Origin of the sequence: Xanthobacter sp. NM-25, from assembly GCF_022138605.1 — a bacterium.
GTDB lineage: Bacteria > Pseudomonadota > Alphaproteobacteria > Rhizobiales > Xanthobacteraceae > Xanthobacter.
The window spans coordinates 1,156,542-1,177,346 of sequence record NZ_JACBFS010000001.1 but is presented as its reverse complement, the minus strand read 5'-3'; the positions used below and the strand labels follow the sequence as shown (position 1 = coordinate 1,177,346).

Here is a 20,805-nt window from a genome sequence, read left to right as displayed (position 1 = left end):
CGGGGGAGGGGCAGGGCCGCCTGAGTGGCGCGCTTGACCGCGCTGCCCGGTCGGCTTCGCCAACGCCTTGCCCCCGCCCCAACCCTCCCCCGCAAGCGGGAGAGGGAGAGCACCGGGACGAGGGGCATCGGCTGAGGCCGCGCGCGGCGTCTTCCGCGAAGCGTCTTCCACGAAGCGTCTTCTGGGCGGCGTGTTCTGGTGCCGCGGGTGCGCCTCAGCCGGCGGCGGTGAGGGCGTCCTTCACCCACTGGGAAGCCTTGCCGAAGTCGATGGCGCCCACATAGCGCTCCTTCAGCACCGCCATGGTGCGGCCCATGTCCTTGATTCCCTTGGCCTCGATCTCGGCGATCACCGTGGCGATGGCGGCGCGGGTATCCGCCTCGCTCATCTGCTGCGGCAGGAACACCTGGATATAGCCGATCTCTTCCCGCTCCTGGGCGGCGAGCTCGGGGCGGCCGCCCTCGTCATAGATCTTGGCGCTTTCCTCGCGCTGCTTCACCATCTTGGCGAGCAGGGCGCGCAGCTCGTCGTCGGTCAAGGGGTCCTTGCCATGGCCGCGCTGTTCGATGTCGCGATCCTTCAGCGCGGCATTGATGAGGCGCAGGGTGGAGGTGCGGCGCTTGTCCTGGGCCTTCAGCGCCTCCTTGAGGGCGGCATTGATGTCGTCACGAAGCACGGATCGGATTCCTTAAGGGTAGAGAAAAGCCAGTGGGTGGCATCGGGCAGCATCGCTGCCATCGGCGATCCCGTTTCGGGTCGCGACCATCGCTCAGCACATGAGAGTTCTGCAGAACACAAGGGTCTCGAGAGGTCTCACCCGCATCGGCTCGAATGGTTCAGCGTCGGCATGTGCATCCCGCAGATGGCCACATCCCCTTGAAAGGCCCGTCATCGCTGCATTCCGGAAACGGAACACTGGCAGCCGGGTGGACCTTCACGCAGCAGGACCTCCATGCGACCGCATGGACGCACACAAATTCGCGCGCGGACGCTGGAAACGCGGCGCGTGACGCTCTATCTAGGCGATCCATGACGAACGAACAAGACCAGACCCCCACCGATCCGGTTTCCACCGGTTCCGGGCGCTCCCCCGCGGCTGACGGCTGGAGCGAACCCGTTCCCACCGCCGTCCTCGTCCTTGCCGACGGCACGGTGCTCGAAGGCTTCGGCATCGGTGCCGCGGCCACGCTGGCTGGCGAGGTGTGCTTCAACACCGCCATGACCGGCTATGAGGAGATCCTCACCGATCCGTCCTATTCCGGGCAGATCATCACCTTCACCTTCCCCCACATCGGCAATGTCGGTACCAATGAAGAGGACATCGAGACGGTGTCCATGGCGGCCGCTTCGGGTGTGCGCGGGGTGGTGCTGCGCACCGCCATCACCGAGCCCTCCAATTATCGCGCCACCCGGCATCTGGATGCCTGGCTGAAGGCGCGGGGCATCCCCGGCATCACCGGCATCGACACGCGGGCGCTGACCGCGCTGATCCGCGAGGCGGGCATGCCCAATGCGGTGATCGCCTATTCCCCCGACGGCCAGTTCGATCTCGCCGCCCTCAAGGCGGAAGCCCGCGCCTGGCCGGGCCTGGTGGGGATGGACCTCGTCCCGTCCGTCACCTCCGCCCAGCGCTTCGACTGGGACGAGACCCCCTGGCAGTGGCCGGAGGGCTTCGGCCATGAAGGGGCGCCGCAGCACCATGTGGTGGCGGTGGACTACGGGGTGAAGCGCAACATCCTGCGCCTGCTCGCCGGCGCTGGCTGCAAGGTCACCGTGGTGCCCGCTACCACCTCGGCCGAGGACATCCTGGCGCTGAAGCCCGATGGCGTGTTCCTCTCCAACGGCCCGGGTGATCCGGCGGCGACCGGGGAATATGCGGTGCCGGTGATCCAGAAGGTGATCGAGAGCGGCGTGCCCACCTTCGGCATCTGCCTCGGCCATCAGATGATCGGCCTCGCGGTGGGCGCCAAGACGGTGAAGATGCACCAGGGCCACCACGGCGCGAACCATCCGGTGAAGGACCTGACCACCGGCAAGGTGGAGATCACCTCCATGAACCATGGCTTCGCCGTGGATCGGGACACCCTGCCCAAGAATGCGGTGGAGACCCATGTCTCCCTGTTCGACGGGTCCAACGCCGGCATCGCTTTGGCCGACAAGCCGGTGTTCTCGGTGCAGTACCACCCGGAGGCGAGCCCCGGGCCGCAGGACAGCCACTATCTGTTCAACCGCTTCGTGGACCTCATCGCCAAAACCAAGGCGGCGTGAGACCAGCCGCGCCGCCCGCCGGCGCGCTCTTGCTCAAGAAAGCCGGCCCTCGGGCCGGCTTTTTCATGGGCGCATTTTCATGGGCGCAGCGGCGACGTCCGGGCTGGATTTGGCCTCGATGGGGTGATTTGTCGCAGTTTTCATTGACAGGATGAATTGTCGCACCCCAGCATAGGCGTGGGGTTTCACCGGGCCCGCGCCGCAGAGCGCCATCGAGCCGCCCGGCCGGCCCCGCCGCAACCGGCGAGGAGGATGCGCCTGTGATCACCGTGAACGATATTCTGCGTGAGAAGCACGACACCCGGCTCATCGCCATCCGCATGACCGAGACGGTGGCGCGGGCGACCCTGCTGATGAAGCGGGAGAATGTTTCCTCCGTTCTGGTGATGGACGATTGCCGCTCCGAACATGGCACGCTGATCGGCGTATTCTCCGAGCGCGACGTGACGCGGGCGGTGCTGGAGCATGGGCCGGCGACCCCGGGCATGGTGCTGGCCGAGTTCCTGGAGCGGGAGCTGATCTGCTGCGCGCCCTCCGATTCCATCGTCACGGCGCTGCGGCTGATGAACGAGCACCAGATCCGCCACCTGCCGGTGATGGAGGATTTCGCCTTGCAGGGGGTGATCAGCGCCACCGACCTGCTGCGCCATTATCTCAAGGAAGCCGAGAGCCGGGGCGCGGTGGATCCCATGCTCCACCCGACCTCGCCAGAGCTGTCGGTGCTGAGCTGAGCGCCCTAAGCGCGCGCCGCCCGCAGGTGGGTGATGAGGCCGGCGGTGGAGCACGAGGCGTCCGGCGGGACGGTGCCCTCGCGCACCGCCGGCAGCAAAGCGGTGGCCAGCTCCTTGCCGAGCTCCACGCCCCATTGGTCAAAGGCGTTGATGTTCCACACCGCCGCTTCCACAAACACGCGATGCTCATAGAGGGCGATGAGCCGGCCCAGGGTGAAGGGGTCGAGGCGGCGATAGGCCAAGGTGACCGAGGGGCGACCGCCGGGAAAGACCCGGTGCGGGGCGAGCCGGGCCACCTCGGCCTCGGGCAGGCCCTTGGCCCGGAGCTGGTCCGCCGCCTCCGCCAGGGTGCGCCCGCGCATCAGCGCCTCGGACTGGGCCAGGCAATTGGCCACCAGCAGCTCATGGTGGTGGGCGAGGGCCGGTTCGTGGCTCTCGGCGGCGATGAGGAACTCCACCGGCACGATCTGCGTGCCCTGGTGCAGCAGCTGGAAGAAGGCATGCTGGGCGTTAGTGCCCGGCTCCCCCCAGACGATGGGGCCGGTGGGCTGCGTCACCGGTGATCCGTCCACGGTCACGCTCTTGCCGTTGCTCTCCATGTCGAGCTGCTGGAGATAGGCGGGAAAGCGCGCCAGGCGCTGGTCATAGGGCACCACGGCGCGGCTGGGATAACCGCACACATCGCGATGCCACAGGCCGATGAGGCCGAGCAGCACCGGCAGGTTGTCGGCCAGCGGGGTGGTGCGGAAATGGGCATCCATGGCGGCGGCGCCGGCCAGCAGCTCGCCGAAACGCACCGGACCGATGGCCAGCACCAGCGACAGGCCGATGGCCGACCACAGGGAATAGCGCCCGCCCACCCAATCCCAGAACCCGAACGTGCGCTCGGGGGGAATGCCGAACGCCCCCACCTTGTCGAGGGCGGTGGAGACCGCCGCGAAATGCCGCCCCACCGCGTCCTCGCCGAGGGCGGCGGTGATCCAGGCGCGGGCGGTGCCGGCGTTGCACATGGTCTCGACGGTGGTGAAGGTCTTCGAGGCGACGATGAACAGGGTGGTGGCGGGATCGAGTCCCTTCAGGGTGTCGGCGATGTGGGCGCTGTCCACATTGGAGACGAAGTGGCAGCGGGGCCCGTCGTGATAGGGGGCGAGGGCCAGGGTGGCCATCACCGGTCCGAGGTCCGAGCCGCCGATGCCGATGTTCACCACGTCGGTGAAGGCGGCCCCGGTGGCGCCGCGGGCGGTGCCCTGCCGGACTAAATCGGCGAAGGCCGACACCTGGGCCAGCACCTGGCGCACGTCGTCGCCGACGGCGACGCCATCCACGACGAAGGGCGCGTCGCCGGCGGCCCGCAGGGCCACATGCAGCACCGCGCGGCCCTCGCTGGCATTGATGCGGTCGCCGGCGAACATGGCGTCGCGCTTGCCGGCGACATCGGCGGCCTGCGCCAGCTGCAGCAGCAGCGCCAGGCTGTCGTCGGTGAGGGCGGTCTTCGAGAAATCCAGCAGCAGGTCATCCGCCCGGCGCGAGAAGGCGGGGAAGCGCGCGGGGTCTGCGCACAGGGCGCGCAGCGGCTGCTGGGTGGTGCCGTGGGCGGCGGCAAGAGCGCGCCAGACCGGCTTCAATTCGCTCATGGGCAGAGAAGTCCTCTTCCATCATCGCGCCAGTGTGGACCGGTGTGGGTGAGGATCACGCAGCCCGCCGCGGGCGCGGCGTCGTCCTGTTACGAATTGTCGGCAGCGGTGCGCCGCAACAAGACCTTTGCCTCAACTGTCGAAGGAAGGCAATCCGGCGGAAGGGCGCACGAAAATCTATGGGGACGGCCATACAATGGACGCGAAGACAGGGGTGCGTGCGCCGAATCCGGGAGGTATTCAATGCCGCGCAGAGGGCGGTGCCGGGGTGCGGTGCGCGCGCTTCAGGTTGCTGCCATTCGGGCGGGCGCGTCGCGGGTCGGATGAGGTGGGGCCCATAAACGAAATCCGCGCAGGGGGCTGCGCGGATCAAATGAGGCCTGAGATCGCTCTGCGCGGATCGGCTTGGTCGATCAACAGTCGGCATGGCCCGAAGGCGGATCCGAAACCGCGGCGCCCCGGGCGGGCGGATGCCTGCCGGCGGGTGCCACGGCCGAAAAAGTCAGCGGCTGAGAACTCAGCGGCTGCGGGGCTTGGACGGCAGCAGGCCTTCGCGCTGGGCGCGCTTGCGGGCCAGCTTGCGGGCGCGGCGGATGGCTTCCGCCTGCTCGCGGGCGCGCTTCTCCGACGGCTTCTCGTAATGACCACGCAGCTTCATCTCGCGGAAGATCCCCTCGCGCTGCATCTTCTTCTTGAGCGCCTTGAGGGCCTGATCAACATTGTTGTCGCGGACGAGAACTTGCACGTGTTTGCCTCTTCAAGCTGTTGCGCCGATCCGGTGCGATCATGAATTGGGTGTCCGGATCCGGGAGCAAAACGCCAAGCGACGTCCCTGCCGTGGGTCCGAAGGAGGCGTTCTCTTATCAGAGCTGAAAAAGGTTGTCCACTCGTCTTCGCCACCGGGCGCGGCGTCGCGAACCCTTGTGCCGGCTCATAACGGCGCCGCCCGCGCCCGCTGAAGAGGATGTTTCGACCCGGCCCCCCGGGGCTAGGCCACGTGGCTCGGCCGAAGGCCTGTCCGCGCGGGAATCGCTGCGGCACCCCCAGGCGTGACGGCGCGGTGGCGGTCAGCAGCCGTCTTGGGCGGCACCCGGGCAGCTGGAGCCGTCGGGCCAGATGCGGTTCACATGGCCCATCTTGCGGCCGGCGCGCACCTCGCTCTTGCCATAGAGGTGCAGGCGGGCACCGGGCTCGCTGAGCAGGCCATGCCAGGCGAGCGCGTCCTCGCCGATGAGATTGGTCATCTGCACCCGGCCGAGGCGATCCACCTCCCCCAGCGGCCAGCCGGCAATGGCGCGCACGTGCTGCTCGAACTGGGAGGTCGCCGCGCCATCCTGGGTCCAGTGGCCGGAATTGTGCACCCGCGGGGCGATCTCGTTGACGATCACCCGTTCCTCGCTGCCGCGGCCCACCACGAACAATTCCACCGCGAAGACGCCCACATAATCGAGCGCGCCGGCGATGGCATAGGCCAGGGCATGGGCCTGGCGGGCGGTGGCGGCATTCACTTCGGCCGGCACGGTGGAGGTGTGCAGAATGTGGTCGCGATGGACGTTCTGCGTCACCTCATAGGCGACGAAGGCGTCATCGGCGCGGCGCGCGGCGACCACGGACACTTCCCGCTCGAACGGCACGAAGCCTTCCAGAATGGCGGGCTGGGCGCCGATGGCGGTCCAGGCGGCGGCGAGGTCATCGCCGGGCCGGAGCGTCACCTGGCCCTTGCCGTCATAGCCGAAGCGGCGGGTCTTCAGCACCGCCGGCAGGCCGATCTGCGCCACCGCGTCATGGAGGGTGGCGAGATCCTCCACGGCGCGGAACGGCGCGGTCTCGATGCCGAGGCCGTTGACGAAGGTCTTCTCCGCCAGCCGGTCCTGGGTGAGCGCCAGGGCGCGGGCGCCGGGATGCAGCGGCACCCGGCCGGTGAGAAACTCGGCAGTGGCCAGCGGCACGTTCTCGAATTCGTAGGTCACCACCTCGACGGCATCGGCGAGGCGGGCGAGCGCCTCCTCGTCCTCATAGCCGGCGCAGATGACGCTGTCGCACACCTGGAAGGCGGGGCTGTCCGCCTCGGGACAGAGCACGACGCTCTTCAGGCCGAGCTGGGCTGCGGCGAGGGCGATCATGCGGCCGAGCTGGCCGCCGCCGAGGATGCCGATGGTGTCTCCGGGCTGCAGCATGGACCTAGGCCGGCTGCTCCGCGACGGCCGCCGTGCGTTCGGCCCGCCAGGCCTCCAGCCGGGTGGCGAGGGCGGCATCGCTGAGCGCCAGCACCGCAGCGGCGAGCAAAGCGGCATTGGTGGCGCCGGCCTTGCCGATGGCGAGGGTGCCCACCGGCACGCCGCCGGGCATCTGGACGATGGAATAGAGGCTGTCGACGCCGGACAGGGCCTTGGATTCCACCGGCACGCCGAACACCGGCAGGGTGGTGAGCGCCGCCACCATGCCCGGCAGATGGGCCGCGCCGCCGGCGCCGGCGATGATGACCTTGGTGCCGGCCGCCTTGGCGCCGCGGGCGAAGTCATACATCCGCTCGGGCGTGCGATGGGCGGACACGATCCGCGCCTCGTGCGAGACGCCGAGCGCCGCCAGCGTCTCGACGGCGTGACGCATGGTGTCCCAATCGGACTGGCTACCCATGATGACCGCCACGTCAGGCGCGCTCATCCCATTCCACCTCGTGAAAACGGAAAGCGCGGCTTTATCGGATCAGGGCGCGGCGGGCAAGGGGGAGAATGGGGGGGCCTTGCGCGACGGGCTCCTCGGGGCGGTCGGGCGAAGGCGGGCGGTGTTGCGGTCCGGGGTCGTCGCGTGGCGGGTGGTGCGGCATTCCCCCTCCCAACCCTCCCCCGCAAGCGGGAGAGGGCTTTGGCGCAGGGACACGGAAAGGCCGGGCTCTTCTTCCCCGGGCTGGTCGCCGCGCGGCTGTTCTGCTGCACCGCGCTATCCCCTCTCTCGCTTGCGGGGGGGTGCGAGGGAGGGGGCCGGCGGCGCTGGAGCGTTTGCTGCCGGTTGGCGGAAGGCGGGCGGTGTTGCGGTCCGGGGGCGTCGCGCGGCGGCTGGTGTGGCATTCCCCCTCCCAACCCTCCCCCGCAAGCGGGAGAGGGCTTTGGCGCAGAGGCGCGGAGAGGGCCGGGCTTTTCTTCGCTGGGCTGGTCGCCGCGCGGCTGTTCTGCTGCAACGCGCTATCCCCTCTCCCGCTCGCGGGGGAGGGCGAGGGAGGGGCAGGTGGGACCGGGAAGGACCCGTGGCGGCGTTCAGGCGGGCCTGGGCCGTCTTACCGCCAGCGGCGGTGCAGCCAGAGCCATTGCTCGGGATATTCGCGGACCCAGCCCTCGATCACGCTGGTGACCGCCTGCATGGCACCCTGCACGTCGATCTGGCCTTCGCCATCGCGGGGCAGCACCACCTCTTCGGTGATCTCCACCCGGAACCGGGCACCGGGCAGGCGGATGACGCGCATGCCGTGCACCGGGCAATCGAACTGGCGGGCGAGGCGGGCCAGCGTCGGGTTGGTGGCGCAGGGGCGGCCGAAGAAGGTCACCTGCGGCCCGCCGGTCCAATACTGGTCCACCAGCATGCCCAGATGCTGCCCGTCCGCCAGCATGTGCGCCATCATCACCCCCGCCTTGCGGCTGGCGCGGATGAGGCCGGGCATGTTGCCGGCGCGCATCTCCTCGATGAGGTCGGCGGCCTTCTTGTTGTTGGGGGCGCGATAGAGCACGCCACCCGGCACCTGGAACTTGGCCCCCGCCACCGCGCACAATTCCCAATTGCCGGTGTGGGCGGTGAAAAACAGGGCCGGGCGGCCGTCGTCACGCAGCCGTTCGAGGATGTCGGCGCCCTTCACCTCGATGCGGCCGGCATTGGGATGGGCCGGGTCGTAATCCCACAGCTGGTCCTGCTGGGCGAAATCGGCGGCGAGCCGGCCCATATTGGCCCACACCCCGCGCACCATGGCTTCGATCTCGGCCCGGTTCTTGTCCGGGAAGGCGGCGGCGAGATTGCGCCGCGCCACCTTGCTCACCGGGAAGAAGGGGCCGAGAAGGCGCGCCCAGAAGGCCATGCCGCCGGAGGAGAGCCACAGGGGCCACAGCCGCAGCCACCAGATGGAGAAGCGCACATAGCCGCCGACGATGGCCTCGACCAGCGGCGCGAACACCGGCCGCAGGCGGTTGCGCCAGCGGCGGAGCTTCTGTTTCAAGGGGGGCACGGCGCGGCTCGGGGCTCGCCCGTCAGAACTTCACGACGATCTTGCCGAACACCTTGCGGCTCTCCAGCCGCTCCAGGCCGTCGTTGAAATTCTCCAGCGGCACCACGGTGTCGATCACCGGCTTGATGCCGCGACCCATCTTCTCGAGGCCGTCGGCCACATTCTTGATGGTGGCGCCGAACGAGCCGAAAATCTTGTACTGGCGCTGGAACAGCTGCATCAGGTTCATCTGCACGGTGACGCCCGAGGTGGAGCCGCAGGTGACGAGCCGGGCGCCCGGCTTCATGGAGAGCAAAGAGGCGTTCCAGGTGTCGGCGCCCACATGCTCGAACACCACGTCCACGCCCACCTTCTTGGTGATCTTGCGGACTTCGTGCTCGAACCGGTCGCGGCGGTAATTGATGACGTGATCGGCGCCGAGCGCCTTGGCCTTCTCGGCCTTCTCGTCATCGCCCACGGTGGTGATGACCGTGGCGCCCACATCCTTGGCGAGGCGGATGGCGGCGGAGCCGATGCCCGAGCCGCCCGCGTGCACCAGCACGGTCTCGCCGTCTTCAAGCTTGGCATTGTCGAACAGCATGTGCTCGACGGTGGAGAAGGTGATGCCGGCGCAGCCCGCTTCCTCGAAGGAGACGCCGGCGGGGGCGGGGATCACCAGCCGCTCGGGCATGTTGATCACGTCGCGGGCGAAACCGTCGATGTGGAAGCCCAGCACGCCGCCCACGTTCTGGCACAGGTTGTCGCGGCCGGCGAGGCAGGCCTTGCAGTGGCCGCAGGTCATGGCGCCATACATGGCCACCGTCTGGCCCACCTTCAGGCCGCGCACGTCGGCGCCCAGGGCGACGATCTCGCCGGCGGCTTCCGCGCCCACCACCAGCGGCATCTTGCGCTTGGCGAAGGCCATGCCGCGCCAGCCCCACACGTCGATATGGTTGAGCGCCAGCGCCTTCACCCGGATCTGCACCTCTCCGGCGCCGGGGGCGGCGGGCTCGGGCATGTCGACGATTTCGAGCTTGCGATCGGAGACGAGCTGGAGGGCGCGCATTCTTATTCTCGCGGTTGTCTGATGGGTTCGGATCAGCGATGGGCCGGCAGGCTGGCGGAGAGGCCCCCATCCACCGGCAGGACGGCGCCGGTCATATAGCCCGCCCCGGGGGAGAAGAGAAAGGCCACCACCTGCGCCACATCATCCGGCTGCGCGAAACGGCCGGCGGGGATCTGCGCCTCCATCCGGGCGCGGTAGTCGGCATATTTCTCCAGCATGGCGGTATCGATGAAGCCGGGTGCCACATAGTTCACCGTCACGCCGCGCCGGGCGCTCTCCACCGCCAGGCCCCGCACATGGGCCAGCAGGGCCGCCTTGGAGGCGGCATAAGCGGCGTTGCCGGGATTGGCCTGGAGCGCCGCCACCGAGCCGATGGCGACGATGCGCCCCGCGCGGGCCCGGGTCATCGGCCGGATGAGCGCCCGGGCGAGGCGCACGAAGGCGAAATGGTTCACCTGCATGACCGCCTCGGCCTTGTCCTGGTCGATCATGGCGGCCAGCGTGTCATAGGAGGCGCCGGCGTTGTGGCAGAAGCCGTACCAGGCCTCTCCTGCCTCCAGCTCCTCGGCGAAGGCGTCCACCGCCGCGCGGTCGGCAAGGTCCAGGGGGCGGGCGGCAATCTGCGCGGCTGGATCCGCAGCGCGGATCTCGGCCATCAGCGCCTCCGCCTCGGCGTGAGCGGAGCGATAGGTGAAGGTGACGGCGAAGCCCGCCGCCGCCAGGCGCCGCACGATGGCGGCGCCGAGGCCCCGCCCGCCGCCGGTGACCAGCACGGGCTTCATGTGAGGTTTCCCGCCGGGTGCGGGGCGCGGCTCACGCCGGCTCCCCGGTCAGCACCAGGCACACGTTCTGGCCACCGAAGCCGAACGAGTTGGAGATCACCCGCTTCACCGTCGCGTCGCGGGCGACGTTGGGCACCACGTCCAGCGGAATGGCCGGATCGGGGATGTTGTAATTGATGGTCGGCGGAATGCGGCCATTGGCGATGGTGAGCAGCGATACCACCGCCTCGATGGCGCCGGCCGCCGTCAGCGTGTGGCCGATCATGGACTTGTTGGAGGAGATGGGGGTGGCCGCCAGCTTCTCCTCGCTGAACACCGCCTTGAGTCCCACATATTCCATGCGGTCGTTCTCGGGGGTCGAGGTGCCGTGGGCGTTGATATAGTCCACGTCGTCGGCGGTGATGCCGGCATCGGCGAAGGCATTCTTCATGCAGCCGATGATGGGCCGGCCGTCCGGATTGGAGCGGGTGCGGTGGAAATTGTCGGCCATCTCGCCGCAGCCTTCCAGCACGCCGAGGATCTTGGCGCCGCGCGCCACCGCGTGGGCATAGCTTTCCAGCACCAGGGCGGCGGCGCCCTCCGCCATCACGAAGCCGTCGCGGTTCTTGGCGAACGGGCGGGCGGCTTCCTCGGGCTTGTCGTTGGCGGTGGTGAGCGCCGACAGGAGCGAGAAGCGGATGAGGGCTTCGGGATGCACCGAACCGTCGGTGCCGAGCGACAGCGCCACCTCGGTCTCGCCACGGCGGATGGCCTCGACGCCGAGCTGGATGGCGGTGGCGCCCGAGGCGCAGGCGGTGGAGAGGGAGATGGGCTGGCCGCGGGTGCCGAACTTGTCGGCCAGCCGGTCGGCCACCGAGCCGAACAGGAAGCGCTCGTGCCAGGGGCGGAACTTGCCGGAATCCGCCGCCGCCAGAAGGTCGTGATAGACGATGGGGTAATGGCCCACCGCGTCGGCCAGCTGGCGGCGCTCCGGCCATTCCAGCTCCACCGGCGGCACTGCGGCGAACAGCGGCCCCGGGAAATCCCCGGCGGCGCCGATGCCGGCCTCGGCGATGGCCTCTTCCACCGCCAGCGTGGCGAGCTTCTCGGAGAGGTCGGGGGCGGGCACCCGGCCGTCGAACAGGAAGTCCACGGTGCCGGCGATGGTGGTGCGCATGCCCTCGATGGGGAAGCGGGTGATGGTGTGGATGCCCGATTCGCCGGCGGTGAGGCGGCGCCAGTTGTCGGCCTTGCCCTGGCCCAGGGAGGTGATGAGGCCGATGCCGGTGACGACGACGACGGGCCGTCCGAACTTGTCCAAATGCGCCTGCGTCATGTCGCGGCTCCCCGATGTGAGGCGCGCCCGCCCCAGGCGCACGTGGATGGCGAAGATCGGCCCGGCGCGAATCGCTTGGAAAGCGCGCTGCCGGCGGCCGATCTCGCCGGAAAATACGCCGAAGCCGCACTCAAGGTAAATGAGGGGCCCGGCAGCGGTCGTTTCGCCCCGATCACCGCACAGCGGCGAGGGGGCTTGAACGGCAAAAGGCCCGGCGCGCATGGCCGGACCCCGGTTCAAGGGTTGCGCGGAGCGGGAAGGATCAGACCTTCTCGACCACGCCCGCGCCTTCGCCGCGCCAGTGGCCGACGCCGGTGACCACCACCCGGTTCACCGCATCGCCGCCGGTCTCGGCGGGATCGGTGGGAAGGGCGGGGAACAGGGCACCCTTGGAGACGCACAGCGCCGCGAGCGCCAGGCCGGCGATGAACTGGGCCTCGAAGCCGTGGCCGAGCCGGTTGGCGATGGAGCGCACCGGCAGGCCGGTGGCGGCCAGCACCTCGGCTTCCGGCGCGGTGGCGCCGCGCGCGCCCGAGGCGCCGGACATGATGGCGGTGCCGGCCGCGGTGCCCGCGGTGGTGAGGAGCGCGCGGACCTTGTCCTTGATGGCCCCTTCCACCTGGCGGCGGGCCCGTTCAGACCACACGCCGGAGATCTTGGCGATGGGGGTGGCGCCGCGCGCGGTGGCGTGCTCGGGCGATTCCAGCACCAGGAAGGCGCCCATGGAGCCGGCGGCAATGCCCGGCTCGGGGCTGCTGAACACCGGACGCGGCGCGCCCTTCATGCAGAAATCGTCGAGATCGTTGAGGAGCAGTGTGTCCTCACGCTCGGCATTGTAGGCGCCGCCGACGAGGCCGATTTCGCTCTGTCCGGAGGCGATGCGCGAATAGGCCACCCGCACCGCGTCCACGCCCGAGCTCTCCTCGCCCATGAAGGTGCGGGAGGAGCCGGTGACGCCGTGCACGATGGAGATGTTGCCGGCGAGCAGGTTGGAGAGCTGCGCCAGCGACAGGGTGGGGCGCAGGTCCGACAGCAGGCGCTCGTTGAGCAGCCGGCCGGCGTCGTTGGAGGTGGCCAGATCGTTGAGGATGGCCGCATCCACCGCGAAGTCGCGCTCGCCGCCGCCCGCCGCCACCACCATGTCGGTCTTCGACAGGATGTCGACATTCTTGGCGATGCCGGCGGCATCGAGGGCGAGGCCGGCCGCATAGGTGCCGATGCGCTGCCACGGCTCCATCTGCCGCTGATCGCCCCTTTTGGGGATCTGGCTGTCGAAGCTGACCTTGACCAGGGGATGCACCACGTACGGCGCGAACGTGGTCGCGTCGGTGACGGGGGCCTGACCCTGCGTCAGAGCTTCCCAATGGGCCTCAAGGCCCTCACCGAGGGAGGATACGAGACCAATGCCCGTAATCCACACCTCACGCCGTTTGGCGCGCGCTTCAGGCATTGGCGATGTCCGTCAGGGGAAAGTTAACGTGCTCGGCCACCTTCAGGACCACCGCCTTCATCTTGCCTTCCGGCCAGGGGAGCACGCGGAAGGTGAGCTCGGCGTTGCAGATCAGCTTGCCTTCGATGAGGCCCTGGGTGCGGGCCACGACGAAGCCGGAGCCCTCGTGCAGCACCTCGGAATAAAGGTCGAGATTCTGTCCGGGCACCACGAAGGTGCGCAGCTTGCCTTCCTTCACGGTGGCGAGGAAAGGCATCTTCTCGAAGCGGTTGCGCGCCAGGATGAGCCATCCTGTGGTCTGCGCCATGGCCTCGATGAGGAGCACGCCGGGCATGATGGGATGACCGGGGAAGTGCCCCTCGAAGATGGAGCTTTCCTGCGGCACCAGGCCCTGGCAATGGATCTTATTGAGCGCCGGGTCGATAGCCACGACCCGGTCGATCATCTTGAAGACTTCAGGACGCATCAGCTCCGCCTGCCCTCACGCGGCTTTGGCAGCGACCAGCTCGTCGATGCGCGCGCAGAGGTTCTTGAGCACGAAATACTGCTCGGTCGTGGCCTTGCCGTCGTTGACTTCCTGCGTCCACTGCTCCAGCGGCAGCTTGATGCCGAAGGCCTTGTCGATGGCGAAGGCGATATCCAGGAAGTCGAGGCTGTCGATGCCCAGATCGTCGATGGCGTGGCTGTCCGGCGTGATGGTGTCCCGCGGGATATCACACGTTTCCGCGATGATGTTGGCCACCGTGTCGAACGTGGAAGACATGGACTGCTGCCTCTTCGTAAACTCGGCCGCTCCCGCCGCACCGGCTGCAGGCGATGCCGCCCACGGCCGCAGCCGAGGGTGCGGCCCGAGGGCCCTTCGGATGAGTTGACCGCCCCTATAGCGAACGCGCGAGATGGTTTCAATGGTCGGCTCCGCAGGTCCAGACCAAACCGCCAGTCTTCGCCGCGGGGGTGCGGCGATTCCTTCGCATGCCGCGCCGGTTGCCGCAAGTGCTTTGGCAAGTGCCTTGGCAAGTGCTTCGGCAAGGGCTTCAGCACGTGCGTTGGCGCGGACCTTTCGGCTGACTCGGGCGGCCGCGGCGTCTTAGCTCGCCAGCGCCCGGTCGAGCAGCAGCGCCGCCACGGGGGCGACGTCGTTGGCGCCGAACAGCGCCCGCGGCGCCTTCAGCCGGGTGCGGGCGAAGGTTTCGGCGATGGCGGCGGGGGCGGTCTGCACCAGGGCGGCGGTGGCCGCCAGGGTGGCCAGCAGATGGCAGGCGCGGCGGGCGTGGGCCTCCGCGGCGCTGCCGCGCACCAGGGCCGCGATCTCCTCCGCCGCGGCATCCGCGCCGGGCAGGCCGGCGGCCTCCTTCTTCAGCTCCGCCAGCACTTGTTGCAGGCTGTCCGGTTCGTGGGCGGTGGCGCGCAGCAGGTCGAGGGCCATGACGTTGCCGCTGCCCTCCCAGATGGCGTTGACCGGAGCCTCGCGATACAGGCGCGGCAGCATGCCGTCCTCGACATAGCCATTGCCGCCCAGCGCCTCCATGGCCTCGAACACGAAGCCGGGGGCGGCCTTGCATACGGCGAACTTGACCGCCGGAGTGAGCAGGCGGGCACGGGCGCCCTCCTCGCCCTGGTGGGTGTCGAAGCTGCAGGCCAGTCGCAGGGTGAGCGCGGTCGCGGCCTCCGCCTCCAGGGCAAGATCGGCCAGCACCATGGTCATGGCCGGCTGGTCCACCAGCCGCTTCTGGAACACCGTGCGGTGGCGGGCATGGTGCAAAGCGAGGCTGAGGGCGATGCGCATGACACCGGCGGAGGACACCGCGCAGTCGAGCCGGGTGCGCTGGACCATCTCGATGATGGTGCGGATGCCGCGGCCCTCTTCGCCCACCCGCCAGGCGAAGGCGCGGTCGAATTCCACCTCGGAGGAGGCATTGGCGCGGTTGCCCAGCTTGCGCTTCAAACGCACCAGATGGATGGCGTTGACGCTGCCGTCCGGGCGGAAGCGGGGCATGAGGAAGCAGGTCAGCCCGCGCGGCGCCTGCGCCAGCACCAGGAAGGCGTCGCTCATGGGGGCGGAGAAGAACCATTTGTGGCCGGTGATGGCATATTCGTCTCCCGCCACCGGCTCCGCCCGGGTGATGTTGGCGCGCACGTCGGTGCCGCCCTGCTTCTCGGTCATGCCCATGCCGATGGTCACGCTGGCCTTTTCCCAGAACGGCAGGAAGCGGCCGTCATAGGAGCGCGAGCGGATGCGCGGCAGCCAGTCCCGCAGCAGATGGGGCGCGGCGGCGAGGGCGGCGGGTGCCGCATGGGTCATGGTCAGCGGGCAGACGTGGCCGGCCTCCACCTGGCTCACCAGATAGAGGTGGGCGGCGCGGCGCCCGTGGGCCGGCCCGCCAGCGATCTCCCAGCTGGAGCAGTGCAGCCCGGCGCTCATGCTCTGGGCCATCAGGGTGTGGTAGGCGGGATGAAACTCCACCATGTCGCACCGCCGCCCCTGGGCGTCGTGGGTGTGCAGGATGGGGGGATTCTCATTGGCAAGCCGGCCGAGGGCGAACTGGTCGGCGGCGCCCCATTCGGCCCCGAAGGTCACCAGGTCCTCGCCATTGCCCATGGCCGCCGCGCAGGCCATGAGCGGCAGATCCTGGCTGGCGAGATTAATGTTCTCGAACGGCGGCGACTGATTGAACACGATGTCAGTGGGCAGCTCTGCGGGCATGGCGTTCCCCTATCGCCGGCGCCGCGCGCGTCCCGCCTCGGCCCTGTGGCCCGTGGCGGAGGACACGGGCCGGGCGCGCCAGGCGGGATCGCGGCGGCGTCTTCTGCAACCAAAGATTGCTACAGGCGTCTCGCCTTTCGCAAGGCAGGATGTGCCCGACGCGATACAGCCATGCGTTCAGATCATATCCCGCCGTCAAAGGTATTGCACTGCTGCATGGAGCCGGTCTTGAGCCCGCGGGTGAACCAAGTGACCCGCTGGCGCGACGTGCCATGGGTGAAACTGTCGGGCACGGCATAGCCCTGGGCCTGCTTCTGCAGGCGATCATCACCGATGGCGCTGGCGGCGTTGAGGGCCTCTTCCACGTCACCCTGCTCGAGGATTTTGGCGCGGGCATCGGCGTGGTAGGCCCACACGCCGGCGAGGCAATCGGCCATCAGCTCCACCCGCACCGAGAGGTCGTTGGCCTCCGCCTTCGAGGTGGCGCGGGCCTGCGCCTGCTGCACCTTGGGCAGGATGCCGATGAGGTTCTCCACGTGGTGGCCCACCTCATGGGCGATCACGTAGGCGGCGGCGAAATCACCCGGGGCGTTGAAGCGGGTCTTCATCTCCTGGAAGAAGGAGAGGTCGAGATAGACCTTCTGATCCAGCGGGCAATAGAACGGCCCCATGGCCGACTGCGCGCCGCCGCAGGCCGAGCGGGTGGCGCCGGAGAACAGCACCAGCTTGGGGTCCTGATAGGTCTTGCCCTGGGCGCGGAAGATGTCGGTCCACACGTCCTCGGTCTGCGCCAGAACGGTGGCGGCGAAGCGGCCGAGCTGATCCTTCGGCGCCGCCTGCGTGCCGTTGCCCTGGGCCGACGATTGCGGGGCCGATTGGCGCTGCTGCGGGGCATATTGCTGCTGTCCGCCCCCGCCGTTGATGGCTTCCAGCCCGCCGATGAGGATGGCGGGATTGATGCCCAGCGCCCAGCCGATCAGGCCGACCACGATGATGGTGCCGATGCCGAGGCCGCCGCGGCCGCCTGGCATGCGGAAGCCGCCGCCGCCGCCGCTGCCGCGCCGATCCTCCACATTGTCGCTGGAGCGGTAGTCTTCCCAACGCATCCTGAGATCTCCCGCGCGGCGAGCGCGCCCTTGCATGTCTGATCTGGAATTACACCCTGGCAACGCCGCTGCCCATCCCCCGCCACCCCTGCGGCAGGGGGGCGCGCCGGGCCCCTGCCTTTCGTGCTATCAGCCGCTGGCGGCGCAATTGCGCCGGGACCGGGAGCCGAGGGACGATGCGGGCGAAAAGCGCGGGAGCACAGCGCGGCACGGGCCGTGGGCGGGCCGGGCAACGGGGTGATGCGCTGTTTCCGCCGCTGGATTTCAGCCACGAGCGGGCGCTGATGGCCCAGGGCCTGGTGCCGGTGGCCGGCGCCGACGAGGTGGGGCGCGGGCCGCTGGCCGGCCCGGTGGTGGCCGCCGCGGTGGTGCTCGATCCCGCGTGCATCCCCGCCGGGCTCAACGATTCCAAGAAGCTGACCGCGTCCCGCCGGGAGGCGCTTTATGCGCAGATCTGCGCCACCGCCGAGGTGGCGGTGAGCCTGGCGCCGCCGGCCCGGATCGACCGCGACAACATCCGCCAGGCCACCTTGTGGGCGCTGGCCAAGGCGGTGGAGGGGCTGCCGCGCCGTCCCGCTCTGCTGCTGGTGGACGGCAACGATCCGCCGCCGGCCCCCTGCGCGGTGGAGACCTTCGTGGGGGGCGACGGGCTGATCGCCTCCATCGCCGCCGCCTCCATCGTCGCCAAGGTGGTGCGCGACCGGCTGATGGCGCGGCTGGGGGCGGCATTTCCCGCCTACGGCTTTGAACGCCACATGGGCTATGGTACCGCCCAGCACGCTGCCGCCCTGCGGGCGGAGGGGCCGTGCCCGCATCACCGGCAGTCGTTCGCTCCGGTGCGCGCGCAGCAGCTTGCGCTGTTCCCGCCACACCCCGACGCAACCGACTGAACGGGGGCGCCCCGCCTCTTCCGACAGGCGGCGGATTGATGGTATTCCACCGCGGCGAGAGTTGGGCGCCCGATGCGCGCGACAGGGAACCTGGGGATGGCAGATTTGTTTGCGCCGCTGCGGCACCGTGCCCTGCTGCTGTCGGCGGTGGTGCTGGCGGTGGGGGTTGGGGCCAGCGTCGCCGGCCAGCGGCTGGCGGAGCGGGTGATGCACGCCAACGCGCAGGCCCGCTTCGCTTCCGATGCCGCCGCCATGAGCACCGATGTGGGTGAGCGCCTGCGCACCCATTCGGAAGTCCTGGTGAGCATGCAGGGGCTGTATGCCACCGTCGGCCGCATCGATCGCGCCCAGTTCCAGCGTTATGTGGACACCCTGGACCTGATGCGGCGCCACCCCGGCTTCGACTCGCTGCAGGTGCTGCGCAAGGTGGCGCCGGCGGATCTCGACAGCTTCATCGCCGAGGTGCGGGCCGACCGCAGCCTGGCGGACCGCACCTATTTGGACTTCACCGTTCATCCGGCCGGCGCGCGGCCGGTCTATTTCCCCATCGAGTTCGTGGAGCCGCTGCGCGGCAATGAGATGGTGCTCGGCTTCGATCCCGGCTCCAAGCCGCAGGAGCTCGATTCCCTCGCCCGCGCCGCCGACAGCGGCCGCATCGTCGCCACCCCACCGGTGAAGCTGCTGCAGGACCAGAGCGGCGGCCTCGGCTTCATTCTGCGGGTGCCCATCTACCGCGCCGGCCTGACGGTGCAGAGCGTGGAGCAGCGGCGGGCGGCCCTGCGCGGCTACGCCGCCGCCGTCTATCGCATGAATGACCTCATGCGCGGCGTGCTCGACGTGCGGACCCTGCAGCAGATGATCGTGCGGGTGGTGGATCTCGGCTACGCCAAGCTCTCCGCCGAGGGCATCCCCATCTGGGAGCCGGCCGACCCCGACCTGCCGGGGTCACTGATGTTCGACAGCCGGGAGCCCAACCTGAGCCTGGTGACACCGGTGGCCTCGGTGCCCATCGGCATCAGCGCCGAGCGCTCGCTGGTGGTGGGGGATCGCCTGTGGCGGCTGCATTTCGCCGCCCGCGCCGGCTCCGTCTACGAAGTGGACCGCATGACCCCCCGGCTGGTGCTGGCCGGTGGCAGCGTCATCAGTCTCCTGCTGGCGCTGGTGACGTTCGTGTCGCTGCGGGCCAACCGGCTGTCCGGCAACCTCAGCGCCCTTGATGCGGAGCAGCGGGCGCTGGTGGAAAATCCCCTGGCCGGCATCCTGTTCCTGCGCGGCCGAACGGTGGTGCGCGGCAACCAGAGGCTGGCCGCTATGTGCGCCCGTGAGCGCGACAGCCTGGAAGGGCTGGACGTGGAGGCGCTGCTGGACGGCCCGGCCGATGTCGCCGCCTTCGAGAAGGTGCTGGCCACGGTCCAAGCCGGACATGCGAGCCACGCGGTGCTGCATCTCAAGGGGGCCGAGGGGTGTCCGGTGCCGGTGGATGCGTTCGCCCGGCCCCTGCGCGATGGCCGGTCCGGGGGTGGAACCACCCTCTGGGTGGTGCAGGACAAGACCGATGCGCTGAAGCACGAGGCCGAGCGGCAGGAGCACGAGCGCGCCCTTAAGGCAGCCAATGCCCGCCTGACCGGCCTGCTCGACGTGGCCGAGGCCCGTGCCGGGGAGATCACGCTGCTGACCGAGCTCAGCGGCGTGCTGCAATCCTGCCACAGCCTCGACGAGGTGTTCCGCTCCGTCACCACCTATGCCGCCCGTCTCTTCCCGGACGAGGCAGGGGCGCTTTACGTGCTGAACAAAGCCCGCGACCAGGCGGTGCGCGGCAGCCGCTGGGGCGCGCTGAAGGCGGATGTGACGGCTTTTGCGCCGGATGAGTGCTGGGGCCTGCGGCGCGGCCGGGTGTTTCCCGAATCCGAGGCCAGCCGCGGCCTGGTCTGCAATCATGTGTCCGGCTGCTGCGGCGAGGCGGCGCCCGACTATGTGTGCCAGCCGCTGTTCGCCCAGAACACGTTGCTCGGCCTGCTCTATCGCGAGACGCCGGCGGTGGGGGATGCCCATGCCCAGCAGCTCGCCACCATGCTGGCTGAGCAGGTCTCCCTGGCCATCGCCAATATCGAGCTGCGCGAGCAATTGCGCGGCCAGGCGCTGCGCGATCCGCTCACGGGGCTGGCCAATCGCCGTTTCCTGGAGGGCGCGCTGGCGCTGGAGGGGGCGGGCTCCCTGCGCAGCGGCCATCCGCTCGCTTTGGCGCTGCTCGATCTCGACCATTTCAAGCGGATCAACGACACCTACAGCCACGAGGCCGGCGACGCCGTGCTGCGGGCCATGGGCGATGTGCTGCGGGAGCAGACCCGGGCCACCGACATCGTCGGCCGCTACGGCGGCGAGGAATTCCTGGTGCTGCTGCCGGACACCGGGCTCGACGGGGCCATCGCGGTGGCCAATCACCTGCTGTCGGCGGTGCGCCGGCTGAAGGTGCTGTGGCCCGGCGGGGTGCTGGACGAGGTGACCGTGTCTGTCGGCCTTGCGGTGTTCCCGCAGCACGTGGAGCGGGTGGAGGAGCTGGTGGCCGCCGCCGATGCCGCCCTCTACCAGGCCAAGGCGGAGGGCCGCGACCGCATGGTGGTGGCCCGCGCCATGGTGCCGGATGCGGCGCCGCCGGCGGGCGGCGGCTGA

General features: G+C 69.5%; 18 protein-coding genes. 4 read left to right on the top strand and 14 right to left on the bottom strand.

Going from position 1 to position 20,805, the window contains the following annotated elements; all coding sequences use genetic code 11:
- Nucleotides 1-214: 214 nt before the first annotated feature.
- Complete coding sequence (locus MEU52_RS05325) at nucleotides 215-676, bottom strand: GatB/YqeY domain-containing protein (protein WP_238119447.1); 462 nt, start codon at nucleotides 674-676, stop codon at nucleotides 215-217.
- Nucleotides 677-1,029: 353 nt separating this feature from the next.
- On the opposite strand from MEU52_RS05325, the gene carA reads away from it, so the two are divergent.
- Complete coding sequence (gene carA, locus MEU52_RS05320; RefSeq protein ID WP_238119448.1) at nucleotides 1,030-2,268, top strand: glutamine-hydrolyzing carbamoyl-phosphate synthase small subunit; 1,239 nt, start codon at nucleotides 1,030-1,032, stop codon at nucleotides 2,266-2,268.
- Between the two features lie 260 nt (nucleotides 2,269-2,528).
- Entirely contained in the window at nucleotides 2,529-2,999 is a 471-nt protein-coding gene (locus tag MEU52_RS05315; protein WP_238119449.1) for a CBS domain-containing protein, read from the top strand.
- Nucleotides 3,000-3,004: 5 nt separating this feature from the next.
- On the opposite strand, the gene pgi is transcribed toward MEU52_RS05315, so the two are convergent.
- The 13 genes from pgi to ypfJ form a co-directional block, all read right to left on the bottom strand.
- Nucleotides 3,005-4,633: a glucose-6-phosphate isomerase gene (gene pgi / locus MEU52_RS05310; protein ID WP_238119450.1), complete on the bottom strand. Its 1,629-nt coding sequence runs from the start codon at nucleotides 4,631-4,633 to the stop codon at nucleotides 3,005-3,007.
- A gap of 517 nt (nucleotides 4,634-5,150) precedes the next feature.
- The gene (gene rpsU / locus MEU52_RS05305; protein WP_234052638.1) at nucleotides 5,151-5,378 is read right to left on the bottom strand and encodes a 30S ribosomal protein S21; all 228 of its coding nucleotides are present in this window, start codon (nucleotides 5,376-5,378) and stop codon (nucleotides 5,151-5,153) included.
- A 322-nt stretch (nucleotides 5,379-5,700) separates the two neighbouring features.
- Nucleotides 5,701-6,810: a 5-(carboxyamino)imidazole ribonucleotide synthase gene (locus MEU52_RS05300; RefSeq protein WP_238119451.1), complete on the bottom strand. Its 1,110-nt coding sequence runs from the start codon at nucleotides 6,808-6,810 to the stop codon at nucleotides 5,701-5,703.
- Between the two features lie 4 nt (nucleotides 6,811-6,814).
- A complete protein-coding gene (gene purE, locus MEU52_RS05295) occupies nucleotides 6,815-7,297 on the bottom strand; it encodes a 5-(carboxyamino)imidazole ribonucleotide mutase (protein ID WP_238119452.1) in 483 nt (160 codons plus the stop codon).
- A 610-nt stretch (nucleotides 7,298-7,907) separates the two neighbouring features.
- Entirely contained in the window at nucleotides 7,908-8,843 is a 936-nt protein-coding gene (locus tag MEU52_RS05290) for a lipid A biosynthesis lauroyl acyltransferase (RefSeq protein WP_443266005.1), read from the bottom strand.
- A gap of 22 nt (nucleotides 8,844-8,865) precedes the next feature.
- The gene (locus MEU52_RS05285) at nucleotides 8,866-9,888 is read right to left on the bottom strand and encodes a zinc-binding dehydrogenase (RefSeq protein ID WP_238119461.1); all 1,023 of its coding nucleotides are present in this window, start codon (nucleotides 9,886-9,888) and stop codon (nucleotides 8,866-8,868) included.
- Nucleotides 9,889-9,920: 32 nt separating this feature from the next.
- Nucleotides 9,921-10,670, bottom strand: a complete 750-nt coding sequence (locus MEU52_RS05280) for an SDR family oxidoreductase (protein ID WP_238119470.1) — start codon at nucleotides 10,668-10,670, stop codon at nucleotides 9,921-9,923.
- A 31-nt stretch (nucleotides 10,671-10,701) separates the two neighbouring features.
- Nucleotides 10,702-11,985, bottom strand: coding sequence for a beta-ketoacyl-ACP synthase (locus MEU52_RS05275; RefSeq protein ID WP_238119478.1), 1,284 nt, complete (start codon nucleotides 11,983-11,985; stop codon nucleotides 10,702-10,704).
- 262 nt (nucleotides 11,986-12,247) lie between these two features.
- The gene (locus MEU52_RS05270; protein WP_238119486.1) at nucleotides 12,248-13,435 is read right to left on the bottom strand and encodes a beta-ketoacyl-ACP synthase; all 1,188 of its coding nucleotides are present in this window, start codon (nucleotides 13,433-13,435) and stop codon (nucleotides 12,248-12,250) included.
- Entirely contained in the window at nucleotides 13,428-13,901 is a 474-nt protein-coding gene (locus MEU52_RS05265; RefSeq protein WP_238119501.1) for a 3-hydroxyacyl-ACP dehydratase FabZ family protein, read from the bottom strand. The genes MEU52_RS05270 and MEU52_RS05265 overlap by 8 nt, the downstream gene beginning before the upstream one ends.
- 15 nt (nucleotides 13,902-13,916) lie before the next feature.
- The gene (locus MEU52_RS05260) at nucleotides 13,917-14,198 is read right to left on the bottom strand and encodes an acyl carrier protein (RefSeq protein WP_012113283.1); all 282 of its coding nucleotides are present in this window, start codon (nucleotides 14,196-14,198) and stop codon (nucleotides 13,917-13,919) included.
- A gap of 324 nt (nucleotides 14,199-14,522) precedes the next feature.
- Nucleotides 14,523-16,139: an acyl-CoA dehydrogenase family protein gene (locus MEU52_RS05255; RefSeq protein ID WP_238119503.1), complete on the bottom strand. Its 1,617-nt coding sequence runs from the start codon at nucleotides 16,137-16,139 to the stop codon at nucleotides 14,523-14,525.
- Nucleotides 16,140-16,321: 182 nt separating this feature from the next.
- Nucleotides 16,322-17,245, bottom strand: coding sequence for a KPN_02809 family neutral zinc metallopeptidase (ypfJ, locus tag MEU52_RS05250; protein WP_238119505.1), 924 nt, complete (start codon nucleotides 17,243-17,245; stop codon nucleotides 16,322-16,324).
- Nucleotides 17,246-17,529: 284 nt separating this feature from the next.
- On the opposite strand from ypfJ, the gene MEU52_RS05245 reads away from it, so the two are divergent.
- On the top strand, nucleotides 17,530-18,135 hold the full coding sequence (locus tag MEU52_RS05245; RefSeq protein WP_443266061.1) for a ribonuclease HII: 606 nt from the start codon (nucleotides 17,530-17,532) through the stop codon (nucleotides 18,133-18,135).
- Nucleotides 18,136-18,231: 96 nt separating this feature from the next.
- Nucleotides 18,232-20,805 (top strand): sensor domain-containing diguanylate cyclase, encoded by a 2,574-nt coding sequence (locus tag MEU52_RS05240; RefSeq protein WP_238119516.1) that lies wholly within the window; start codon nucleotides 18,232-18,234, stop codon nucleotides 20,803-20,805.

Coding starts and splice junctions, on each gene's coding strand:
- carA (WP_238119448.1), top strand. CDS start 1,030: ATGACGAACGAACAAGACCAGACCCCCACCGATCCGGTTTCCACCGGT.
- pgi (WP_238119450.1), bottom strand. CDS start 4,633: ATGAGCGAATTGAAGCCGGTCTGGCGCGCTCTTGCCGCCGCCCACGGC.
- MEU52_RS05300 (WP_238119451.1), bottom strand. CDS start 6,810: ATGCTGCAGCCCGGAGACACCATCGGCATCCTCGGCGGCGGCCAGCTC.
- purE (WP_238119452.1), bottom strand. CDS start 7,297: ATGAGCGCGCCTGACGTGGCGGTCATCATGGGTAGCCAGTCCGATTGG.
- MEU52_RS05285 (WP_238119461.1), bottom strand. CDS start 9,888: ATGCGCGCCCTCCAGCTCGTCTCCGATCGCAAGCTCGAAATCGTCGAC.
- MEU52_RS05280 (WP_238119470.1), bottom strand. CDS start 10,670: ATGAAGCCCGTGCTGGTCACCGGCGGCGGGCGGGGCCTCGGCGCCGCC.
- MEU52_RS05275 (WP_238119478.1), bottom strand. CDS start 11,985: ATGACGCAGGCGCATTTGGACAAGTTCGGACGGCCCGTCGTCGTCGTC.
- MEU52_RS05270 (WP_238119486.1), bottom strand. CDS start 13,435: ATGCCTGAAGCGCGCGCCAAACGGCGTGAGGTGTGGATTACGGGCATT.
- MEU52_RS05265 (WP_238119501.1), bottom strand. CDS start 13,901: ATGCGTCCTGAAGTCTTCAAGATGATCGACCGGGTCGTGGCTATCGAC.
- MEU52_RS05260 (WP_012113283.1), bottom strand. CDS start 14,198: ATGTCTTCCACGTTCGACACGGTGGCCAACATCATCGCGGAAACGTGT.
- MEU52_RS05255 (WP_238119503.1), bottom strand. CDS start 16,139: ATGCCCGCAGAGCTGCCCACTGACATCGTGTTCAATCAGTCGCCGCCG.
- ypfJ (WP_238119505.1), bottom strand. CDS start 17,245: ATGCGTTGGGAAGACTACCGCTCCAGCGACAATGTGGAGGATCGGCGC.
- MEU52_RS05245 (WP_443266061.1), top strand. CDS start 17,530: ATGGCCCAGGGCCTGGTGCCGGTGGCCGGCGCCGACGAGGTGGGGCGC.
- MEU52_RS05240 (WP_238119516.1), top strand. CDS start 18,232: ATGGCAGATTTGTTTGCGCCGCTGCGGCACCGTGCCCTGCTGCTGTCG.